The following is an 18,381-nucleotide window of genomic DNA, read 5'->3' as shown; positions in this document are numbered from 1 at the left end:
TCGAACATCGTATGCCGTGCCATCACAGTGGCCAGATCAACGGAATAACCGCCGAAGCAAGCAACCCAACGCTCAGGTTCAGTGGAATCCCGACGCGCATGAAATCCGTAAATTTATAACCACCGGGGCCATAGACCAACATGTTGGTCTGATAGCCAATGGGCGTTGCGAACGACGCGGACGCGGCCACCATCACAGCCACAACCAATGGACGTGGATCAATCCCGAGGGCCGAAGCGAGCCCAATCGCAATCGGCGTGACGACAACGGCAACGGCATTGTTGCTGACAAGCTCGGTCAGAACCGAGGTCAAAAGGTACACGGCCCATACAATCAGGAAGGGCGGCAGAACCATCAGGCCGGGCGCAATGGCATCGACAATCAAAGAAACCGCCCCCGTCGCCTCGAGCGCCGCCCCTATTGCCAGCATGGCAAAGATCAGCGCCAGCAAGCGGCCATCGACAAAGGAAAACGCCTCGTCCGCGTCAATGCAACGGGTGATCAGGACGACAGCCACCGCCAGAACCGACAACATCAGGATTGGTGCCACGCCAAACGCGGCAAGCACGACGATACCAAGCAAGGCCAGAAGCGCGATGGGCGCATGGCTCCGCCGAAACTCGCGCTGCGAGGGTTTGGAGACATCCACCATGTCCATGTCTGCCGCCAAACGCTGAATGTCTTCGGGCGCCCCTTCCAGCAGCAGCGTGTCGCCCACCTTGACCACCAATTCATCCAGCTGCCGCCCGATGTTCTGGTTCCGGCGATGCACGGCCAAGGGATAGACGCCATAGCGGCGGCGCAAACGCAATGTTCCCAGCGACCGACCCACCATTCTGCACCCCGGCGTAATCAACACCTCAACCGTTGTGGTTTCGACCGCACCAACCTGATCAATGCGCTTGAGTTCCTTGTTGCGTTGCAAGCTCAGAAGCTCGGTCATTTGCGTGCGCAGAACCACGCGATCCCCAACCCGCAACTCCACCCCCTGCAGGTTGCGACGCAAGGATTCGTCCCCGCGGATCACATCGACCAGACGCACGCCATCGCGCTTGAACAGCTGAACGCCCGTGACCTCGCGCCCCACAAGGTTGGAGTCCGGCGGGATCACCGCCTCGGTAAAGAACTTCATTCGGCTGCGGTCACTCAATAACCCCGCCATACTGTCCCGATCCGGCAGCAGCATGGGACCAAAGAACCGAAGATAGATCATGCCCCAGATCACCAGAATAATGCCCAGCGGGGTCACTTCGAAAATCGTAAAGGGCTCCATTCCCTGGGTCCGGGCCACCCCGTCCACCAGCAAGTTGGTCGAGGTGCCGATCAGAGTAAGCGTGCCCCCGAGTATCGCCGCATAGCTGAGCGGAATCAGCATCTTGGACGGGTTCAGCCCCATTGTCTTGGCCAGCTGGATGATGACCGGAATCATGACCACAACCACCGGCGTGTTCGACACGATGGCCGAACTGAAGACCACAAAGGTCATCAACAGGACGACGGCAATCGCCGGGTTGGTGCGGGCCTTCCGATCTGCCAGCCCTGTAAAAGCATCAAGCGCACCCGTGCGCACAAGCGCACCCATGATGATGAACATGGACGCAATGGTCCAAGGTGCCGGGTTCGACAGCACCGCAAGCGCATCATCGTAAGGCAACGCACCCGTCGCCAGCATCAGGGCCGCCCCCCCAATGGCCACGACTTCTGTTGGAAAGACTTCGCGCAAAAACAGCACGAACATCACGCCGACGACCACCAGTGTCAGAATGGCATTGCCTGTTTGCGAAAGCTCGATCAGCCCCATAGGCACGGCCCCTGTTCTTGCGCATGTCAGCGCGCACTGTCCCCCAAGGGACCAGCCTCTGCAACCCGTGCGCGACGTGGTTGGACCAGAAACATACCCACCATCATCAAAGCGAGCGCGCCCCACACTGTCGGGGCATAGGCTTCGCCAAGGATCAAGCGCGCCCAGAACACGCCGAAAAGCGTCACGAGAAAGCTGACCTGAACCGCAAAGACGGGTCCTGCGCGCCCCACCAGCCAGACATATCCGGCATAGACCAGCACATGCGTCGTTGCACTGATGGCAAGCGCGATATCCGCGGCTGCAAAGGGTGGGCGCGGATCAATCCACTGCCCGCTGAACAGGGCCAGCGGCAAGGCGATGATGGCACCGACAATAGACGCGCCCCACAAAACCTGTATGGCGTCGAGGCCCGCAGTGCCCCAGCGCGCGACATAGTTGCCCTCGAACGCGTAAAACAGACCTGCGATCAGCCCTACTCCGACCCAAATGACAGGGATCGCACCCGTCATCGCGGCGTTGGGCAGCACGATCACAAGCACAGCGGTCAAACCGATCAGCAACCCGGCAAATCGCCGCCACTCAAACCGGTCCAGCCCAAGGGTCAGCGCGATGGGAAAAGCCCAGATCGGAATCATCGACAGCAGGATTGACATGATGCCCGATGGCAGGTGCACCGCAGCCTGGTAGCTGGCCGAGTTCGGCAACACGGATCCAATCAAGGCGATGACAAGATAGACGCGAAGATGCGCGCGACCCCGCGGCAGCCGCACACCGCGAAGTAGCCCCAGCATCGTCATGACCACGACGCCAATCGCCAATTGCCAGAACAAGAGGCCAAAATGCTGGTAGTCGGTGCTCACCGCGATCTTGGTCAGCGGCATGGTCAGGCCCCACCCTGCCCCTAACAGGATCAGGACGGCGGTAAAGCCCAGCGCGGCCTCGCGTGTCATGGACGGCTGGTTTGCAGCAGACCACCCTCGCGCACCATTTCGATACGCGTGGCCCGGCCGTCATTCCCGGTTTCGACATACACACCCGACAGGGTCGCGGAGCCAAGGGCGGGCTGAAACCGTTCCTTGGGCATGCCGGTGATGAAACGGCGCAGCGGCTCGTCCCGTTGCATGCCTATGACCGAATTGTAATCGCCACACATGCCTGCATCGGTCAGATAGGCGCAGCCTTTGGACAGGATCATGGCATCAGCGGTGGGCACATGCGTATGGGTACCAACCATCAGGCTCGCGCGCCCGTCGCACCAATGGCCCATCGCCATCTTCTCGGACGTTGCCTCGCAATGGAAATCTATGATGATCGCGTCCGCCTGCCCGCCCAGCGGATGAGTGCGGAAGACGGTCTCGAGCGCTGAAAACGGATCATCAAATGGGCGCTTCATAAAAACCTGCCCCAAGGCCTGCGCCACCAGAACCTTCTTTCCGTTCCGCGCCGTGAACAGGCGCGCGCCCTTGCCCGGTGCCGCCTTGGAAAAGTTGAGGGGCCGGATGATGCGCGGCTCTTCCTCGATGAAGCGCAACATGTCCTTCTGGTCAAAGGCATGATCGCCCAGGGTCACGCAATCTGCACCGGCTTCGAGCAGCAGCTTGGCATGGGCACCCGACAGGCCCATGCCAGAGGTCGCGTTCTCTCCGTTCACCACGACAAAATCGAGGTTCCAATCGGTGCGCAAGCGCGGCAGATGGTCGGTGATCGCCTGTCGGCCAGCCCGGCCCATGACGTCACCCAAGAAAAGCAAATTCATACGGCCCCATATGCCTCCATATGGCAGAACGGCAAGTCCAAAGGCACGACCTGTCCCATTCCCTGTTTCCCCAAAATCCCGGGGGGCGGCGCATCAGCGCCGGGGGGCTGGCCCCCTCCCCACCTCAATCACTTCCGTCTCCGTTACGATCATGTCGAGCGTTTGGTCCGTAGGCTCCAATGGCAGGTTTATCATTTCCTGCGCACCATAGGCGAAACCGATGGCCAGGATTGCCCGTGTCGCACGCAAGCCTTCAAGTGTGCGGTCATAGAACCCGCCACCATATCCCAACCGCCCGCCCGCGCGGGTAAAGGCCACCAAAGGCACAATGACAATCTCAGGCTCGAACATGTCTTCGACCGCAGGGATCTGTGCCCCGAACGGCCCCTCCGTCATGGCACACCCGGGCGTCCACTTCGAAAACACCAACGGCAGTCCCGCGCCCCGAATGACCGGCACAGCCACAGGGCCATGCGCAGCCGCCTCCGCCATCACGGGCAGCGGGTCAATCTCGGATCGGATCGGCATGTAACCGGACAAAGGCACTCCGCGATACCCCGCCAACACGGATGACAACAGGCCCGACGCCCCCCCGGCGTCGAGGTCAAAGGCCGCCTTGCGCGCAGCAAACGCCTGTTTCCGGATCGCGGCCTTGTCCTCGGTCAACGACATGAAGGGCCTCCATCGGGACGGTGGGCGGGGGGTCTTTGCCGCAGGCAAACAGCGTCCGCCCCCGTCACAACAACACCAAAGCAGCAAGCCCAAGGAAGGCAAAGAACCCGACCACGTCCGTCACGGTGGTCACGAACGCACCCGATGCCAATGCCGGATCGATACCCACGCGGTCCAGGACGATCGGAATGCCGGTCCCGGCCAGACCCGCCACCACCATGTTCACCACCATGGCCGCTGCAATCACATAGCCCAGCGCAGGTGAGCCGAACCAGATCACCCCGACAATCCCCATCACAACGGCAAAAACAGCGCCGTTGATCAACCCCACCAGCACCTCGCGTCGGATCACGCGCCACACGTTCGCACCGGTCAAATCTTTGGTGGCAATGGCCCGAACCGCAACCGTCAAGGATTGCGTCCCCGCATTCCCACCCATGGACGCCACTATGGGCATCAACACGGCCAGCGCCACGATCTGGGCAATCGCCATCTCGAATTGAGCAATGACCATCGACGCAAGGATCGACGTGACAAGGTTCACAGCCAACCACGGGATACGCCGTTTCGTAGTCTCGCGCACACGGTCAGACAAAGCGGACTCTTCGCCCACCCCTGCCAGACGCAGAATATCTTCCTCATGCTCTTCGTCCAGCACGGCCATCGCATCGTCGATCGTGATCAAACCAACCAGCCGCCCCTCGTCATCGACAACCGGGGCCGAGATCAGGTGATACTGGTTGAAAGCATAAGCCACGTCGCTTTCATCCTGACTGGCCGGGATCACCTGAAAGGTCTCTTCCACCAAATCGGCCAGTGGTACCTCCCGGCGCGACCGCATCAACTTGCCGAGGGTCACATTGCCCACCGGATGCAGGCGCGGGTCAATCAGCACGATGTGATAGAACTGCTTGGGCAATTCCTCTTCGTTCGCACTGCGCAACCGATCAATGGCCTCGCCGACCGTCCAATGCTCGGGCGCCATGACAACCTCCCGCTGCATGAGACGACCGGCGGAATATTCGGGAAAGGCCAGCGACTGCTCAACCAGCGCCCGATCCGTGTCTTCCAGCACATCCAGGATCTGTTCCTGCTGCGCGTCGTCCAGATCTTCGATCAGGTCGACCACGTCGTCACTGTCCAGATCGCGCACAGCGTCAGCCAGAACAGTGGGCTTCAGGACGGCAATCACCTCTTCCCGGATCGACTCGTCAAGCTCGGACAGGATGTCACCATCGAACTCGCGGTCATACAGACGGATCAGGCGCGACCGGTCAAAGGCGTTGATCTGTTCCAGAAGGTCGGCGATGTCCGCCGCATGCAGCGGCTCCATCAACTTGGTCAGTTGGTCGCGGTCCTCGATGTCGACGGCGTAAAGGATCGCAGAAACATCCTTGCGTTCAAGGACATAGGCATTGTCGTCTGCTGCGGGATCGATCACGTCGGTCTGATCTGACATGGCGTGCGTCTCCCTTTCCGTCGCGTCGTGGGCGACCATAGGGGGCGGCCCTTGTACTGACAATGGCCCGGATTTCGCTTTGCGCCCTCAGCAAGCCCCCGGCATAAGACAGCCATGACAGATGCATATCTTTTGACCGGCCATGTGCTGACCTTCGACGGCGATCCCTTTGTTCAACCATGGGTCGAAGCCGTCCACGTTCTTGAAGACAGTGCCTTACTGATTGAGGGTGGCAAGATTGCTGCCGTCGGCAGCGCGGCACTGACGCAAGGCGCGCAGGCAACACGCCATGACTATCCCGGTCACCTGATCTGCCCCGGTTTCATCGATGCTCATGCGCACTATCCCCAGACCGCCATCATCGCATCATGGGGCAAGCGCCTGATTGATTGGCTGAACACCTATACGTTCCCCGAAGAGATGCGGTTTGGCGATGCCACCTATGCCAATGAAACTGCGGATCGCTATCTGGACCTGCTGCTTGATCACGGCACCACATCAGTCGCAAGCTTCTGCACGATCCACCCTGAAAGCGTCGATGCCCTGTTCACCGCTGCCGCCGCGCGCAACATTGCCGTGGTCGCGGGCAAGACCTGCATGGACCGCAATGCCCCGGACGGGCTGCGGGATACGGCGCAGACAGCCTATGACGACAGCAAGGCATTGCTGCAGAAATGGCATGGTCAGGGCCGCGCCCGCTATGCGATCACACCGCGCTTCTCTCCCACCTCGACCGAGGATCAACTGGCCGCCCTCGGCGCCTTATGGGCCGAACACCCCGACGCGTTGATGCAAACCCATCTGAGCGAACAGGTCGACGAGATCGAGTGGGTGCGTGGCCTCTACCCGCAGGCGCGCGACTACCTCGACACCTATGAACAGCACGGGCTTTTGGGCGAACGTGGCCTCTACGGTCACGCGATCCATCTTGAGACGCGTGAGGTTGACCGACTGCGCGAGGTGGGGGCGGGTCTCGTTCACTGCCCGACGTCCAACACCTTTATCGGCTCAAGCCTGTTCGATCTCATGGGCCTTGCCTCTGGCGGCGTGCGCACGGGCCTCGCGACGGACACAGGCGGTGGTTCATCCTTCTCAGTGCTGCGGTCCATGGCCGCTGCATATGAGATCGCACAGTTGCGCGGGACCGCCGTGCATGCTGCACAGCTTCTGTGGCTGGCGACAGCAGGATCGGCCCGCGTGCTGCACCGCACGGACGAGATTGGCAGCATCTCCCCCGGACTGGCCGGTGACCTGTGTATCCTCGACCTCGCCTCGACCCCAGCCATTGCGCAGCGTCATACACGGGCCGAGAGCATTTGGGACGCAGTGTTCCCGACGCTCATGATGGGCGATGACCGCGCTATCGCGGATGTCTGGGTGGGCGGCACGCGCCGCAGCTAGCAGGGCGCTGCCAGCACCATAACCCACAGGTTGCCCGGTCCGCGGGCCAGGCCGACTGCCTGCGCTTTGCGATGCAGGATGTTGCGCCGGTGCCCGCGTGACCCCATCCATGACGTCATCACCTCGGCCAAACTGCGTTGACCCGCAGCAATGTTCTCCGCGCCAAAGCAATAGCGATAGCCGACACGATCCAACCGCTGACCAATGTCTGATCCATCCGAACCTGTATGCGCAAAGAAACCAGCGGTCGCCATGTCTTGTGCATGTGCACGGGCCGCGGCCTCAAGCGTGCTGTCATAGATAAGTGGCGCGCGGTTTTGGGCGTCACGCTCGGCGTTGATGGCGGCCAGCGCTGTCGGATCGGCAGCTGCGGCGGCAGCCATCAGGATCAGGGCAATGAACAGCAAAACATGTTTCATAAGGTGGCGCTCAGGTTTCGGGCCATCTCATTCTGCCGCGCGATGACCTGTGACAGATCAATCGTCGTCATCTGACCATCCCGCACAACCTGTCTCCCTTCAACAAACAGATCACGCACCGTCGTTGGCCCGGCCAGCAGCAAAGCCGCCGGGTCCCAACTGCCCGCCGCTTCGATCCCGCTGACATCCCAGACGGCGACATCCGCGCGACACCCAACCTGCAGCCGCCCGCACTCAGGCCGTCCCAGAATGTCGGCCCCGCCCCGCGTCGCAATCTCCAGCGCTTCCTGCGCGCTCATCGCATCCGCACCCTTTGCCACCCGTTGCAACAACATCGCCTGCCGCGCCTCGGCCACCAGATTGCCCGCATCGTTGCTGGCCGATCCATCAACACCCAGACCCACGGGCACGCCCGCATCCCGCATCGCCCGTACCGGCGCAATACCGGACCCAAGGCGGCAGTTCGAACACGGGCAATGCGCAACACCCGTACCCGTCCGGGCAAACAGGTCGATTTCTTCGGCATCCAGCTTCACGCAATGCGCATGCCACACGTCCGGGCCGACCCAGCCCAGATCCTCGGCATATTGCCCGGGCCGACAACCGAATTGCGCGAGCGAATAGGCAATATCTTCGTCATTCTCGGCCAGATGGGTGTGCATCATCACGCCCTTGTCACGCGCCAACAGCGCCGCATCGCGCATCAGCTCGCGGCTGACAGAGAACGGTGAACACGGGGCGACGCCCACCCGGCACATGGACCCCGGCGCGGCGTCGTGAAAGCTGTCGATCACCCGCATCATGTCGTCCAGAATGGCTACTTCATCCTCGACGAGCATATCCGGCGGCAACCCTCCCGCACTCTCACCAATGCTCATGGCACCGCGTGTCGGATGGAAGCGCAACCCGACTTCACGCGCCGCGGCGATCGTGTCTTCGAGCCGAACGCCATTTGGATAGAGGTACAGATGGTCAGACGACAATGTGCAGCCGGACAGGGCCAATTCGGCCAACCCGATCTGCGCTGACGTGAACATATGGTCAGGCGTGAAGCGCGCCCATATGGGATAAAGGGCCTGCAACCAGCCGAATAAAAGCGCGTCCTGCGCCTGCGGCACCGCACGGGTCAGGGTCTGATAGAGGTGATGATGCGTATTGACCAGGCCAGGGGCGACAACACAGCCCGCCCCGTCAACGATCTCGGCCGCTGCCTGAAGTCCATGCCCGATCTCGGCCACCTGCCCGTCCTGCAACAACACATCGGCATCGCGCAGAATGCGACGGTCATTGTCCATGGTCACGACATATGCCGCGCACCTGATCAGGGTTGCCGTCACAGGTGTCCCGCCAGAATGTCCAGCGCCGCGCGGTGAATATTGGCATTCGCTGCAGCAACCACGCGGCCACCCTCATGCACAGGCTGACCGGACCAATCCGTGACAATCCCCCCGGCCGCCTCAATAAGACCGATGGGCGCCTGAATATCATAGCTGTTCAATCCGGCCTCGATCACCAGATCGATCTGACCCGCCGCCAGAAGAGCGTAAGCGTAACAGTCCATCCCGTAGCGCACCAGCTTGATGCCCCGCGCCACGGCCTCGAACCCGGCACGTTCCGCTTCGGTACCAACCTCGGGGAACGTTGTGAACAGAACCGCATCGGTCAACGGACGTGACGCCCGCGTCGCAAGCGCGTGTTCCCCCAGCGGGCCGCGCATCTGCGCACGTCCGTCAGCCCCCCAGAACCTTTCTCGAATGTAGGGCTGGTCGATCATGCCAAGAAAAGGGCCGGTCACGTCCCCAACAGCAATCAGAACCCCCCAAGTCGGCGTCCCCGATACAAACCCGCGGGTGCCATCAATCGGGTCTAACACCCATGTCAGACCACTAGAACCGGAATGCGCACCAAACTCTTCACCTAGAATAGCATCGTCCGGACGTCTGTCCGCCAACACCGCGCGCATCGCCTGCTCTGCAGCGCGATCGGCAATCGTCACCGGATCATACCCATCAGACGCTTTGTTTTCGTCATCAAGGTCGCGTGCCCGAAAGTGCGGCAGAATGGCATCGCCGGCCGCATCAGCCATGGCATGGGCCACTTCAGTTAAGTCAGAAATCAGAATGCTCATGCCAATCGGGTGCCAGAGTGGCACCCGTGACGCAAGCCCGGACTACAATTGAAGGGGTCAGGCGACGTCGCTCAGAACCCGTGCAAGCTCGAACAGGCGGCGGCGCTGTGCTTCGGGGATCGCGTAGTATGTACGGACCAACTCCATTGCCTCTTTGTCGCTGAGCATATCGGCGGGAACAGCCCCGGTCGCCGCAGCCTGGCTGACATCTTCCTTCAGACCTTCGAAGAAAAAGGCAGCAGGAACGCCCATCGCTTCTCCGATATCCCACAGACGGGACGCGCTGACGCGGTTTGCACCGGTCTCGTACTTCTGAATCTGCTGAAATTTGATGCCAACCATGTCAGCCAGCTTTTGCTGGGTCATCCCGATCAGCCACCTGCGCTGCCGGATACGCTTGCCGACATGTACGTCAACCAAATGTGCCATAATGTTCCCAACCCTGTGATGTCGCTATGGGCGCGCTTTGCGCCCATCAGAATGGCGCATGTTGTTCTCTCGCGCCGTGTTCAGTGGCAGTATACTACGTATCACGCACGCAATTTTCAATGAAAGATACCCGCTTGACGGGAATTTCGTGCGCGGCTTTCAGCCATAAGGCGTGTCGCCATAAGTGAAATGCTGACCAAGGAGTGCATGCGCATCGAGGGATGCCAAACGGTGCCAACGTCAAAATGAAAATCAAATTCTCTTTACTTTTCAAAACACTAAACCAAAATACTTACAGTTTCCGTCGATCCGGCAGCGCGGTAACGCGTGATGATTGCCAAAGTAACCACAATTTTATCTACGTCAGCAGGAACGACAGACATGCGCTTCGATGGGCCGAATTCCGCCCAATCGCCCCCGATACGCCCCGATGTCAGCGGTTCGCGACCGCGCGCAAGGCCGTGGCATCTGGTGCCGCAAAAGCGCGACGCAGGAAACCGACAAGCGCGTCATGCACCTCGTTCACAGCCCCACCTGCACCATACAGATTGATGCTGTGCATCGGCAGGTCAGGCAACGCCCCCCCGTGTTCGATCCGATCCAGATGCGGCGGTTCAGTCCCTTCGATCATGGTATGCACGGCAAGATCCGCGCTGACTGTGGCCTCGATCGTGCGGTCACTTTCAGTTTCGACAACGACGTCCCAGGGGATGTCCGCGGCGTCCAATCCTTCAACGACCCGCGGGCGGAACGTGCATTGCCGCCCAAACGCCAATTTCAACGGCCGTTGCCGCCACGCGGACCCCCCCGGGGCCCCGACCCAGCACAATGGCTTTGTGCACAGCTGTTCCCCTCCGGCATCCATACCCGTTTCCGTCGTCAGGATGATGTCACAGGCACCCTTGGCGAACTCGGCTTTCAAACGTCGTGTATAAGAGCTGTCCAATTGCACCTTCACACGCGGGAAAGCCGCATGGAACTGCTTCAACACGCGGGGAATGGCCGGGTAGACGATGTCGTGCGGCACACCCAGTGTGATCTCACCTTCATAGGCCTGATCGGTCAGACGGGTGATCACCTCGTCGTTCAACGCCACCATGCGGCGGGCAAAGACCAGCAACTGCTCGCCCGAGGCGGTCAGCGCGATGGTCCGACCGGATCGGTCGAACAGGTCAAGGCCCAACAATTCCTCCAACCGCTTCAACTGCATCGAAACCGCCGATTGGGTCAGATGCAAAAACCCCGCAGCACGGGTTACACCGCCGCTTTCGGCAACGGCGACAAACGACCGAAGCGTCGTGATGTCCAAGTTTCTCACATCACACTCCTTGATACTTTATATCAAAAACATTCGCTTTAAGAATGTGCCATATTCCCCCATATACATCAAGACACTTGATTTGACCCTGGTCATTCATCACGGAATTAGAAAGGACAGCCCGATGGCATTTACCGACATCACCACCCGTCACACCAATATGAAGCCTGCGGCACGTCGCCTTCCGACGCTGAGGATGATCCTTGATGTTTGGAAATCCCGCCGCGCCCTTGCCCGCCTGGATGCACAACGCCTGGACGATATCGGCATCAATTCAGAGCGCGCCACACGCGAAAGCGCAAAGCCGATCTGGGACGTTCCTGCCACATGGCGGGACTGATCAATTGACGCGGTACACGTGAAGTGTGCGGCATTTATGACAAAATTGGTCGGAATGTCGCATCCAACCAGCAGGAAAGCCCTTAAAAACCCTTGAATGAAAGGGAAACTGACCCGATATTTAGCACAACGCGGGCGTAAATCCGCGACCGGCGGATCAGCCGCCGGAATTGGTATCAATTTGGAGGTCAGTCATGGCTGAGTTGAATACGATCCGGTCCGCGGCCGGTACACGCGCCGCCCAGATCGATGCGGGCCTACGCGCGCATATGAACAAAGTGTATGGGACCATGTCGGTCGGCATGCTCATCACCGCATTGGCGGCATGGGCCATTGCTGGCCTCGCTGTCACATCCGACCCGACAGGTGCAACCGTTGCCCTGCGAGAAGGCCAGTACCTGACAGGCCTCGGCACAGTGCTGTACACCACCCCGCTGCGCTGGGTCGTCATGTTTGCACCACTCGCCTTCCTGCTGTTCGGCTGGGGCGCGCTGATGCGTCGTGGCTCTGCAGCCGCCGTGCAGCTTGGCTTCTTCATCTTCGCCGCCGTCATGGGCGTGTCGATGAGCTCCATCTTCCTGGTCTTCACGCCGTTCTCGATCACCCAGACCTTCCTGGTCACCGCGATCGCTTTTGCCGGTCTGAGCCTCTATGGCTACACCACCAAGAAAGACCTGAGCGGCATGGGCACCTTCCTGATGATGGGTGTGATCGGCCTGATCGTGGCGATGATCATCAACCTGTTCCTGCAATCGGGCGTTATGATGATGGCAATCTCAGCCATCGGCGTTCTGATCTTTGCCGGTCTGACAGCGTTCTATACCCAGGACATCAAGAACACCTATGTGGCACATGCCGCACATGGTGATCAGGATTGGCTGGACAAAGCCGCCATTGATGGCGCGCTCAGCCTCTATATCTCGTTCCTGAACATGTTCCAGTTCTTGCTCATGTTCATGGGGCAGCAGGAATAACCTGCATGCACAGACAGACGAAAAGGCCGGTCCAAGCGACCGGCCTTTTTTATTTCGGAAGGGGGATACATGACAGTGATCAAGCGCGGCACAGCCCGCACGGACCGTGGCAAAGCCGACGACCCGCTGGGGCCTTACACCGCCGAGTTGATCAGCGATACGGGCGGCCTTACACAGTTCGGGGCGTTCATCGAGACGCTGCCACCGGGCTCGTCCTCGTCCTACAACCATTGGCACGCGACCGAGGACGAGATGATTCTCATGTTATCAGGCACCGTCACGTTGATCGAGGACGACACCGAAACCACGCTCACGGAAGGGGACGCCGCGACATGGGCCGCAGGCACGCCCGTGGGCCACAACCTGCGCAACGACAGTCGCGCCGACGCGCGCTATGTCGTGATTGGCACGCGCGCGCCACAGGACCGTGTCACATATCCCACGCTGGACCGTGTCCTGATCAATGACCGGACAAGTAACAGCCGCCGCTACGAAACGCTCGATGGCACGCCAAGCACCAAACCAGGCTAGGCGGCTACAAATCGCGCAGCATTCGCACAGACGGAAACACGATCCCGCTCTGCAACTGCACGTCGATGGGTCCAGCTTCCACGAACCCGACGGCTGCATAGAACGGCACCGCCGTCCGCGTGGCCCAGCATTCCATCCGTTTGACCCCGGCGGCGCGCGCTACATCAAAGCAATGTGACATCAGCCGCCGCCCCACCCCACGGCGCAGCGCCCGATCATCGGTCACAACGTGGCGGATATGGCCCAGGCGCCGATCACGTTTGTCGCGCGTCCATCCACCGGCCCCAAGGACCGCTCCGTCCTCCTCGACCACGTAATACGTGCCGCACACCAACAGCTCTGGCCGCGCGCGGCTGATGATGGGCAAGGCTGTCACAAGCACAGAGGGCGGATAGTCCGCCTTGAGCAGCTTTGGATAGGTCCGCGCCAACAGCGCATCGACAGCAGCCATGTCCGCCTTGGTCGTGGGTCGGATAATCACGTGAGCCTCCAGAAAAGAAAAAGGCCGCGTCCTTGCGGCGCGGCTTTGGAAATCACGAAGGATGGGGCGATCTTACTTGATCTTGCCTTCCTTGTATTCCACGTGCTTGCGCGCCACGGGATCGTACTTCCGTACGACCATTTTCTCGGTCATGGTGCGCGCGTTTTTCTTGGTCACATAGAAGTGGCCGGTGCCTGCGGTCGAGTTCAGGCGGATCTTGATCGTGGTTGGCTTGGCCATCTGGTGTCTCCTGCATCGCCAAATAAGCCAAGTCGGCCCGCTGGCGGGAAATTCGTCTAGAGGTGGGCTTTTACCCGCGTGCCCCCCCGAGTCAACCCCGCGCAGGCCGGGAACGTAGGGCGAGGTCCGATTTTTCCGTATCCCCCCATCTCACGGGCAATATCCCGGTTGATTCCACTCCGAAAACCCGCCCGCGCATTCACTTTAGTGTGCCGATCGTTCCAACTGCTGGACAGGTGGGTCGCTGCATGCCCATCTCAGAACCATGCTTGACCCACTCAGCGATATCCTGACCCGACTCACGCTCAAGGGCACCTTGTACTTTCGGACGTCCTTCACCCCACCCTGGGGTGTGGCCGTGCCCACGCACGAGAAGGTCGCGCGCTTTCACTTCGCCCATCGCGGGGAGTGTCGCGTCCGGATCAAACCGTCTGGCACGACTGTCTCGCTGGCCCAAGGCGACCTGATCATCATTCCGCACGGTGCGGCCCATGATCTTTTCAGCGGGCGGCATGACAAGGATACCGTTCTGCCACTGGAAACGGTGCTGGAAAGCTCGGGCTACAGTGGTGAAGGTGTCCTGGTCTATGGCGGCGTCGAGGATGACAGGGACACACAACTCATCTGCGGCCACTTTTCGCTGGCGGATCACGCATCGCATATGTTGCTGAACCAATTGCCGGACTACATCCTGATCCCCAATTACGGGGAAAGCGCCGGGCGCTGGATGGAAACATCGCTGCGGCTGATTGCCGACGAAACCGGGCAGGACAAGCTGGGCAGTGACTTGATCGCCCAAAAAATCTCCGAGGTGATCTTTGCCCAAGCCCTGCGTACCTTCATCGAAACAGATGCCGCCACGCAAACGGGCCTCGCCGGGTTTGCCGATCCGCACATCTCGCGCGCACTCATGGCGTTTCACAAGCAACCCGCCGAAGGGTGGAGCGTCGAAAGCCTCGCCCGCGCTGCCGGACAGTCGCGCACCGGGTTCGCGGTGCACTTCGCGCAAAAGATGGGCGTGACGCCGCTGCAATACCTGACGGACTGGCGGATGCAGATCGCACAGCAGGACCTGATCACGCAGAACAAACCCATCGCCGAGATTGCGCGGGATGTCGGGTACGCTTCGGATTCCGCATTCGCACGTGTCTTCAAACGCGAAGTTGGACAAAGCCCAGCCGCATTTCGGAACGAACACATCGAAAAAGCGCGCCAGATCGCCAGCTAGTCCAGAAATCCGAACGATTGGTCAAGAAAGCTGAACGTTCGAAAATGGAATTCAGGGGCAGAAACGCACATTTTTCTTTCATCACAGCGGCACAGATCGCCGCATCGATTTCGAAAGGAAAACTCATGTCATTGCGTTTTGTCAGCAAGGAAATCCACGCCTATCTCGACTATCCCGTGGCCATTGGCCTGATGGCCATGCCGGGTCTTGTGGGCTTGGGTCAATCGCACCCTATGGCCTTCTGGCTCTCTGTCATCACCGGTGTCGCGGCCTTTGTCCTGACGGTGCTGACCGATCATCACCTCGGCCTGATCCGGGTCCTGCCCTACAAACTGCACCTCACCGTCGATGGTGTCGTTGGTGGCGCATTCCTCGCTGCACCGTTCCTCTTCGGGTTCTCCGGTCTCGACGCCGCTTACTACTGGGTCTTGGGCGCAACCGTGGCTGTGGTGGTGTCTCTGCACAAGGCTGATACCGCCGAGCCGGGCCTGCTCTAAGGCCTCACCCCAAAAACCTTCTCTCCCTCTCAGAAACCTCCTCTTTGGCATGGCAGCTGCTGCGCCAAACCAACCGGGCTATGCCCAACACCCCTCGAAACGAAAGGAAAACCCATGTTTCGCACTCTCACACTTGCCACCATCATCGCAGGCGCCGCAGCGCTGTCCTTCACCTCGCAAGCCATGGCCGCAGATGAATACAATGTCTCGACCGGTATCACGGCTGCCGGTGCTCCCCTTGGCCTGCACGGTGTCGATCCCGTAGCCTTCATCGCATCGGGTGATCCCATCGAAGGTGTTGCCGCACACACGGTCGTCCATGACGGCGTTGCCTACCGCTTTGCATCCGAAGCCAACCTGAAGACATTCAAGGCCGCACCGGCAGAGTACCTGCCGCAAAACGGGGGCTTCTGCACCTTCGGCGTGTCCGTGGGCAAAAAGTTCGACGGCGATCCCGACTATGCCGCCGTGATCGACAACAAGCTCTACGTTTTCCTGAACGCCGACATCTTCGAAGCATTCAACAAGGACCGCGCCGGAACGATCTCCAAGGCGGCAACGCAGTGGACGGACATCCGCAGCACGCCGGTCGAAGAACTCTGACAGAGCGTTCAATTCCAGTCGGACCCGGTCGTGTTCGGATTGGATTGAATACCGAGGGCAAGTGCGCAGGCGCTTGCCCTTTCTTCGTGGCAGATGATCGTGCGCGGAGGGGCTGTAAGCCGGATTCTGTCTAGGCAGGTTACCCTGCCCGAGATGACCATTCATCTTGGGATGCTGTTGCCAACATCCCTCTAGCTGCCAACCCGGACCTGCTGGGGCAGAAGCGGCCCCGCTGGTTGCCCAGCGCGCGGTCCCTATTTGGCATTGCTCCCGGTGGGGCTTGCCGTGCCCGGTCTGTTGCCAGCCCGGCGGTGGGCTCTTACCCCACCGTTTCACCCTTACCCCGCATGTGGGGCGGTTTGTTTTCTGTGGCGCTGTCCGTCGGGTTGCCCCGCCCGGGTGTTACCCGGCACCGTTGCTTCTGGGAGTCCGGACTTTCCTCGACATCTCTGCCGCGGCCATCCGCCCCTCCGCGCCGGTTGCCCTTACGTGCGGGAGCGGGGGCGCGTCAATGGGGTCCTTGGCCCATGTTGTCGGTGTGGGAGCCTCCGGCGGTGGTATTTTCAGTCAGAAGAAACATGGAGCTCAAGTCCACATAGCCCTGTGTCCGATCGGAGTGAAGTCTTCCGGCTCGATTGGGCCAGCCTTGAAGGGCCTGAAGCGCAAGCGCACAGCCGCCAGCAGTGTTTCGGGATCGGTATCAGCGGTGTAACCGGCCAATCTGGCCAGCTTTGCAAAACTCTCAAGGTCTGGATCGCCAGGGCCACGATCATGTCCCCGCCGTGCGGCAAGCCCCTGTGTCTCAAGGCGCGCCCAATCGAACCAGGGGCCGGGGTCGAACTTGCGGCCCGGCGCCATATCCGAATGACCGATGACATTGGCGCATGGGATATGCCAACCTTGCAAGATCATGCGCAACAGCACCTCAAGGCTTTGCATCAGCGGTTCGGAAAATGGCCCCCGCCCGTCATTGTCGAGTTCAATACCGATGGAGCGCGAGTTCATGTCAGAAAGGCCCTGCCACTCCCCTTCCCCCGCATGCCACGCGCGCAACCCTTCCGGCACCAGCTGAGTGACACGCCCAGACTCGCAAATCACGTAATGCGCCGACACCTCGGCTTCGGGGTCGCACAGGCGTTCAATTGCAGTCTCCGCCGTTTCCATCGCCGTATAGTGCAACACGACAAAGCGCGGCGTCAGACCGTCACGCCGCGGGCCGCAATTCGGCGAAAACTGCCAGTGGCGGATCAGTTGCCAGCCGCCCGGCGGAACGGCGCCGGGTCCCAACCGCAGGCATAGCCATCCCCATCGGGATCAATGCCGCGGCGGTCACGCTCGGGTCCACCACGGGCCAGAAAGTCAATCTGCGCCTCGTCGGCAGAGCTGTATTCGGCACAATTGCGCTGGAACTTCGCAGCAGAGCCGACGCTGAACCGGCGATGCACACGGGTGCCTTTGGGGTGCCGGGTCTGCAACGCGTATTGCACCACATTGGGCTGCGCGCTGCTCGCACGTGACGGCAACGCGGTTGGTTGCACCACCTGGTACTGTTGGCGGTTCGCCTCCAGACGCGCAGCATCGCTTTCGATACTTTCGCGCGATGCCACGGCATCAAAACTGTTCTCGTCCGAGATACCGGGATTGTTCAGGATCACGGGTGCCGCATTCGACGGGCTGGCATTGAGTACCGCCTGTCCAGAGTTGCCACGTGCCGCTGCCGCATCATTCTGCGCTGCGATCTGCGCCAATTCCGCATCCAGGCTCGCCGGGTTTGACACCGCGCGTGGCGTTGTGCGCCCTTGCGCTGTGGTTGCAGGCGCAGGGCGTGTAGCCGCCGCAGACGGCGTACCAGATGCTGGCGGCAGCGATTGAGTGCCCACTGCCGGGGCCGCGGGCACCGCTGCCGACGTCAATTGCGCATCACGTGCCTCGCGCGCCGCCAAGGTGTTGGGATTGTCGAAACCAACGCCGCGGCCTGGATCAACAACGCCGCCCCCGCTGTCGGGGACAACAGGCTGACAGGCCGATACAGCGACTGCGGCGCCGAGGATCAGGAAACTGCGAAATAGTATCATCTGCTCTACACTTCTTTGGTACAGTCG

Annotated in this window: 21 protein-coding genes and 1 other RNA gene; 7 read left to right on the top strand and 15 right to left on the bottom strand. The window is 60.6% G+C overall.

Features of this window, described 5'->3' with window-relative positions; translation table 11 throughout:
* Positions 1–22: 22 nt before the first annotated feature.
* The 5 genes from Q1A51_RS06060 to mgtE all read right to left on the bottom strand — a co-directional run bounded on the left by Q1A51_RS06060 (position 23) and on the right by mgtE (position 5,691).
* Positions 23–1,801 carry an SLC13 family permease gene (locus tag Q1A51_RS06060; protein ID WP_299598740.1) on the bottom strand — a complete coding sequence of 593 codons (1,779 nt, stop codon included), beginning with the start codon at positions 1,799–1,801 and terminating at the stop codon, positions 23–25.
* A gap of 26 nt (positions 1,802–1,827) precedes the next feature.
* Positions 1,828–2,754, bottom strand: coding sequence for a DMT family transporter (locus Q1A51_RS06055; protein ID WP_299598743.1), 927 nt, complete (start codon positions 2,752–2,754; stop codon positions 1,828–1,830).
* Entirely contained in the window at positions 2,751–3,560 is an 810-nt protein-coding gene (locus Q1A51_RS06050; RefSeq protein ID WP_299598746.1) for a TIGR00282 family metallophosphoesterase, read from the bottom strand. The genes Q1A51_RS06055 and Q1A51_RS06050 overlap by 4 nt, the downstream gene beginning before the upstream one ends.
* 93 nt (positions 3,561–3,653) lie before the next feature.
* The gene (locus Q1A51_RS06045) at positions 3,654–4,232 is read right to left on the bottom strand and encodes a 5-formyltetrahydrofolate cyclo-ligase (RefSeq protein ID WP_299598749.1); all 579 of its coding nucleotides are present in this window, start codon (positions 4,230–4,232) and stop codon (positions 3,654–3,656) included.
* 64 nt (positions 4,233–4,296) lie between these two features.
* A complete protein-coding gene (mgtE, locus tag Q1A51_RS06040) occupies positions 4,297–5,691 on the bottom strand; it encodes a magnesium transporter (protein ID WP_299598752.1) in 1,395 nt (464 codons plus the stop codon).
* A 114-nt stretch (positions 5,692–5,805) separates the two neighbouring features.
* Between mgtE and guaD the strand changes: the two genes are divergently transcribed.
* The gene (gene guaD, locus Q1A51_RS06035; protein WP_299598755.1) at positions 5,806–7,092 is read left to right on the top strand and encodes a guanine deaminase; all 1,287 of its coding nucleotides are present in this window, start codon (positions 5,806–5,808) and stop codon (positions 7,090–7,092) included.
* On the opposite strand, the gene Q1A51_RS06030 is transcribed toward guaD, so the two are convergent.
* The 5 genes from Q1A51_RS06030 to Q1A51_RS06010 all read right to left on the bottom strand — a co-directional run bounded on the left by Q1A51_RS06030 (position 7,089) and on the right by Q1A51_RS06010 (position 11,386).
* Positions 7,089–7,511: a CAP domain-containing protein gene (locus Q1A51_RS06030; RefSeq protein WP_299202473.1), complete on the bottom strand. Its 423-nt coding sequence runs from the start codon at positions 7,509–7,511 to the stop codon at positions 7,089–7,091. The genes guaD and Q1A51_RS06030 overlap by 4 nt on opposite strands.
* Positions 7,508–8,848 (bottom strand): 8-oxoguanine deaminase, encoded by a 1,341-nt coding sequence (locus Q1A51_RS06025; RefSeq protein WP_299598759.1) that lies wholly within the window; start codon positions 8,846–8,848, stop codon positions 7,508–7,510. The genes Q1A51_RS06030 and Q1A51_RS06025 overlap by 4 nt, the downstream gene beginning before the upstream one ends.
* Positions 8,845–9,639, bottom strand: coding sequence for a histidinol-phosphatase (hisN, locus tag Q1A51_RS06020; protein WP_299598762.1), 795 nt, complete (start codon positions 9,637–9,639; stop codon positions 8,845–8,847). The genes Q1A51_RS06025 and hisN overlap by 4 nt, the downstream gene beginning before the upstream one ends.
* Before the next feature lie 57 nt (positions 9,640–9,696).
* Positions 9,697–10,068, bottom strand: a complete 372-nt coding sequence (locus Q1A51_RS06015) for a helix-turn-helix transcriptional regulator (protein WP_299202464.1) — start codon at positions 10,066–10,068, stop codon at positions 9,697–9,699.
* 433 nt (positions 10,069–10,501) lie between these two features.
* Positions 10,502–11,386 (bottom strand): LysR family transcriptional regulator, encoded by an 885-nt coding sequence (locus Q1A51_RS06010; protein WP_299598766.1) that lies wholly within the window; start codon positions 11,384–11,386, stop codon positions 10,502–10,504.
* A 124-nt stretch (positions 11,387–11,510) separates the two neighbouring features.
* Between Q1A51_RS06010 and Q1A51_RS06005 the strand changes: the two genes are divergently transcribed.
* From Q1A51_RS06005 to Q1A51_RS05995, 3 genes are all read left to right on the top strand, one after another.
* On the top strand, positions 11,511–11,726 hold the full coding sequence (locus tag Q1A51_RS06005; RefSeq protein ID WP_299598769.1) for a hypothetical protein: 216 nt from the start codon (positions 11,511–11,513) through the stop codon (positions 11,724–11,726).
* Between the two features lie 193 nt (positions 11,727–11,919).
* Positions 11,920–12,699: a Bax inhibitor-1/YccA family protein gene (locus Q1A51_RS06000; RefSeq protein ID WP_299598772.1), complete on the top strand. Its 780-nt coding sequence runs from the start codon at positions 11,920–11,922 to the stop codon at positions 12,697–12,699.
* Between the two features lie 69 nt (positions 12,700–12,768).
* Positions 12,769–13,230: a cupin domain-containing protein gene (locus Q1A51_RS05995; RefSeq protein ID WP_299598775.1), complete on the top strand. Its 462-nt coding sequence runs from the start codon at positions 12,769–12,771 to the stop codon at positions 13,228–13,230.
* 4 nt (positions 13,231–13,234) lie between these two features.
* Here the strand turns inward: Q1A51_RS05995 and Q1A51_RS05990 are convergent, their stop codons facing one another.
* Positions 13,235–13,711 carry a GNAT family N-acetyltransferase gene (locus tag Q1A51_RS05990; RefSeq protein WP_299598778.1) on the bottom strand — a complete coding sequence of 159 codons (477 nt, stop codon included), beginning with the start codon at positions 13,709–13,711 and terminating at the stop codon, positions 13,235–13,237.
* Between the two features lie 72 nt (positions 13,712–13,783).
* On the bottom strand, positions 13,784–13,951 hold the full coding sequence (rpmG, locus tag Q1A51_RS05985; RefSeq protein WP_039682682.1) for a 50S ribosomal protein L33: 168 nt from the start codon (positions 13,949–13,951) through the stop codon (positions 13,784–13,786).
* A 265-nt stretch (positions 13,952–14,216) separates the two neighbouring features.
* Here rpmG and Q1A51_RS05980 point away from each other — a divergent pair, with 265 nt between their 5' ends.
* The 3 genes from Q1A51_RS05980 (at position 14,217) to Q1A51_RS05970 (ending at position 16,279) form a co-directional block, all read left to right on the top strand.
* Positions 14,217–15,179 (top strand): AraC family transcriptional regulator, encoded by a 963-nt coding sequence (locus tag Q1A51_RS05980; RefSeq protein ID WP_299598781.1) that lies wholly within the window; start codon positions 14,217–14,219, stop codon positions 15,177–15,179.
* A gap of 125 nt (positions 15,180–15,304) precedes the next feature.
* Positions 15,305–15,676, top strand: coding sequence for a hypothetical protein (locus Q1A51_RS05975; RefSeq protein WP_299598784.1), 372 nt, complete (start codon positions 15,305–15,307; stop codon positions 15,674–15,676).
* 114 nt (positions 15,677–15,790) lie between these two features.
* Positions 15,791–16,279, top strand: coding sequence for a YHS domain-containing (seleno)protein (locus tag Q1A51_RS05970; protein ID WP_299598787.1), 489 nt, complete (start codon positions 15,791–15,793; stop codon positions 16,277–16,279).
* A gap of 99 nt (positions 16,280–16,378) precedes the next feature.
* Here Q1A51_RS05970 and rnpB read toward each other — a convergent pair.
* From rnpB to Q1A51_RS05955, 3 genes are all read right to left on the bottom strand, one after another.
* Positions 16,379–16,753: RNase P RNA component class A (rnpB, locus tag Q1A51_RS05965), an RNA gene on the bottom strand.
* 111 nt (positions 16,754–16,864) lie between these two features.
* Positions 16,865–17,530, bottom strand: coding sequence for an N-acetylmuramoyl-L-alanine amidase (locus Q1A51_RS05960; protein WP_299671287.1), 666 nt, complete (start codon positions 17,528–17,530; stop codon positions 16,865–16,867).
* Positions 17,527–18,354 carry a hypothetical protein gene (locus Q1A51_RS05955; protein ID WP_299598793.1) on the bottom strand — a complete coding sequence of 276 codons (828 nt, stop codon included), beginning with the start codon at positions 18,352–18,354 and terminating at the stop codon, positions 17,527–17,529. Before Q1A51_RS05955 ends, Q1A51_RS05960 begins: the two co-directional genes overlap by 4 nt.
* Between the last annotated feature and the right edge of the window lie 27 nt (positions 18,355–18,381).

Source organism: uncultured Tateyamaria sp. (assembly GCF_947496075.1).
Classification (GTDB): Bacteria; Pseudomonadota; Alphaproteobacteria; order Rhodobacterales; family Rhodobacteraceae; genus Tateyamaria.
This window is presented reverse-complemented; position numbering and strand designations above follow the sequence as displayed.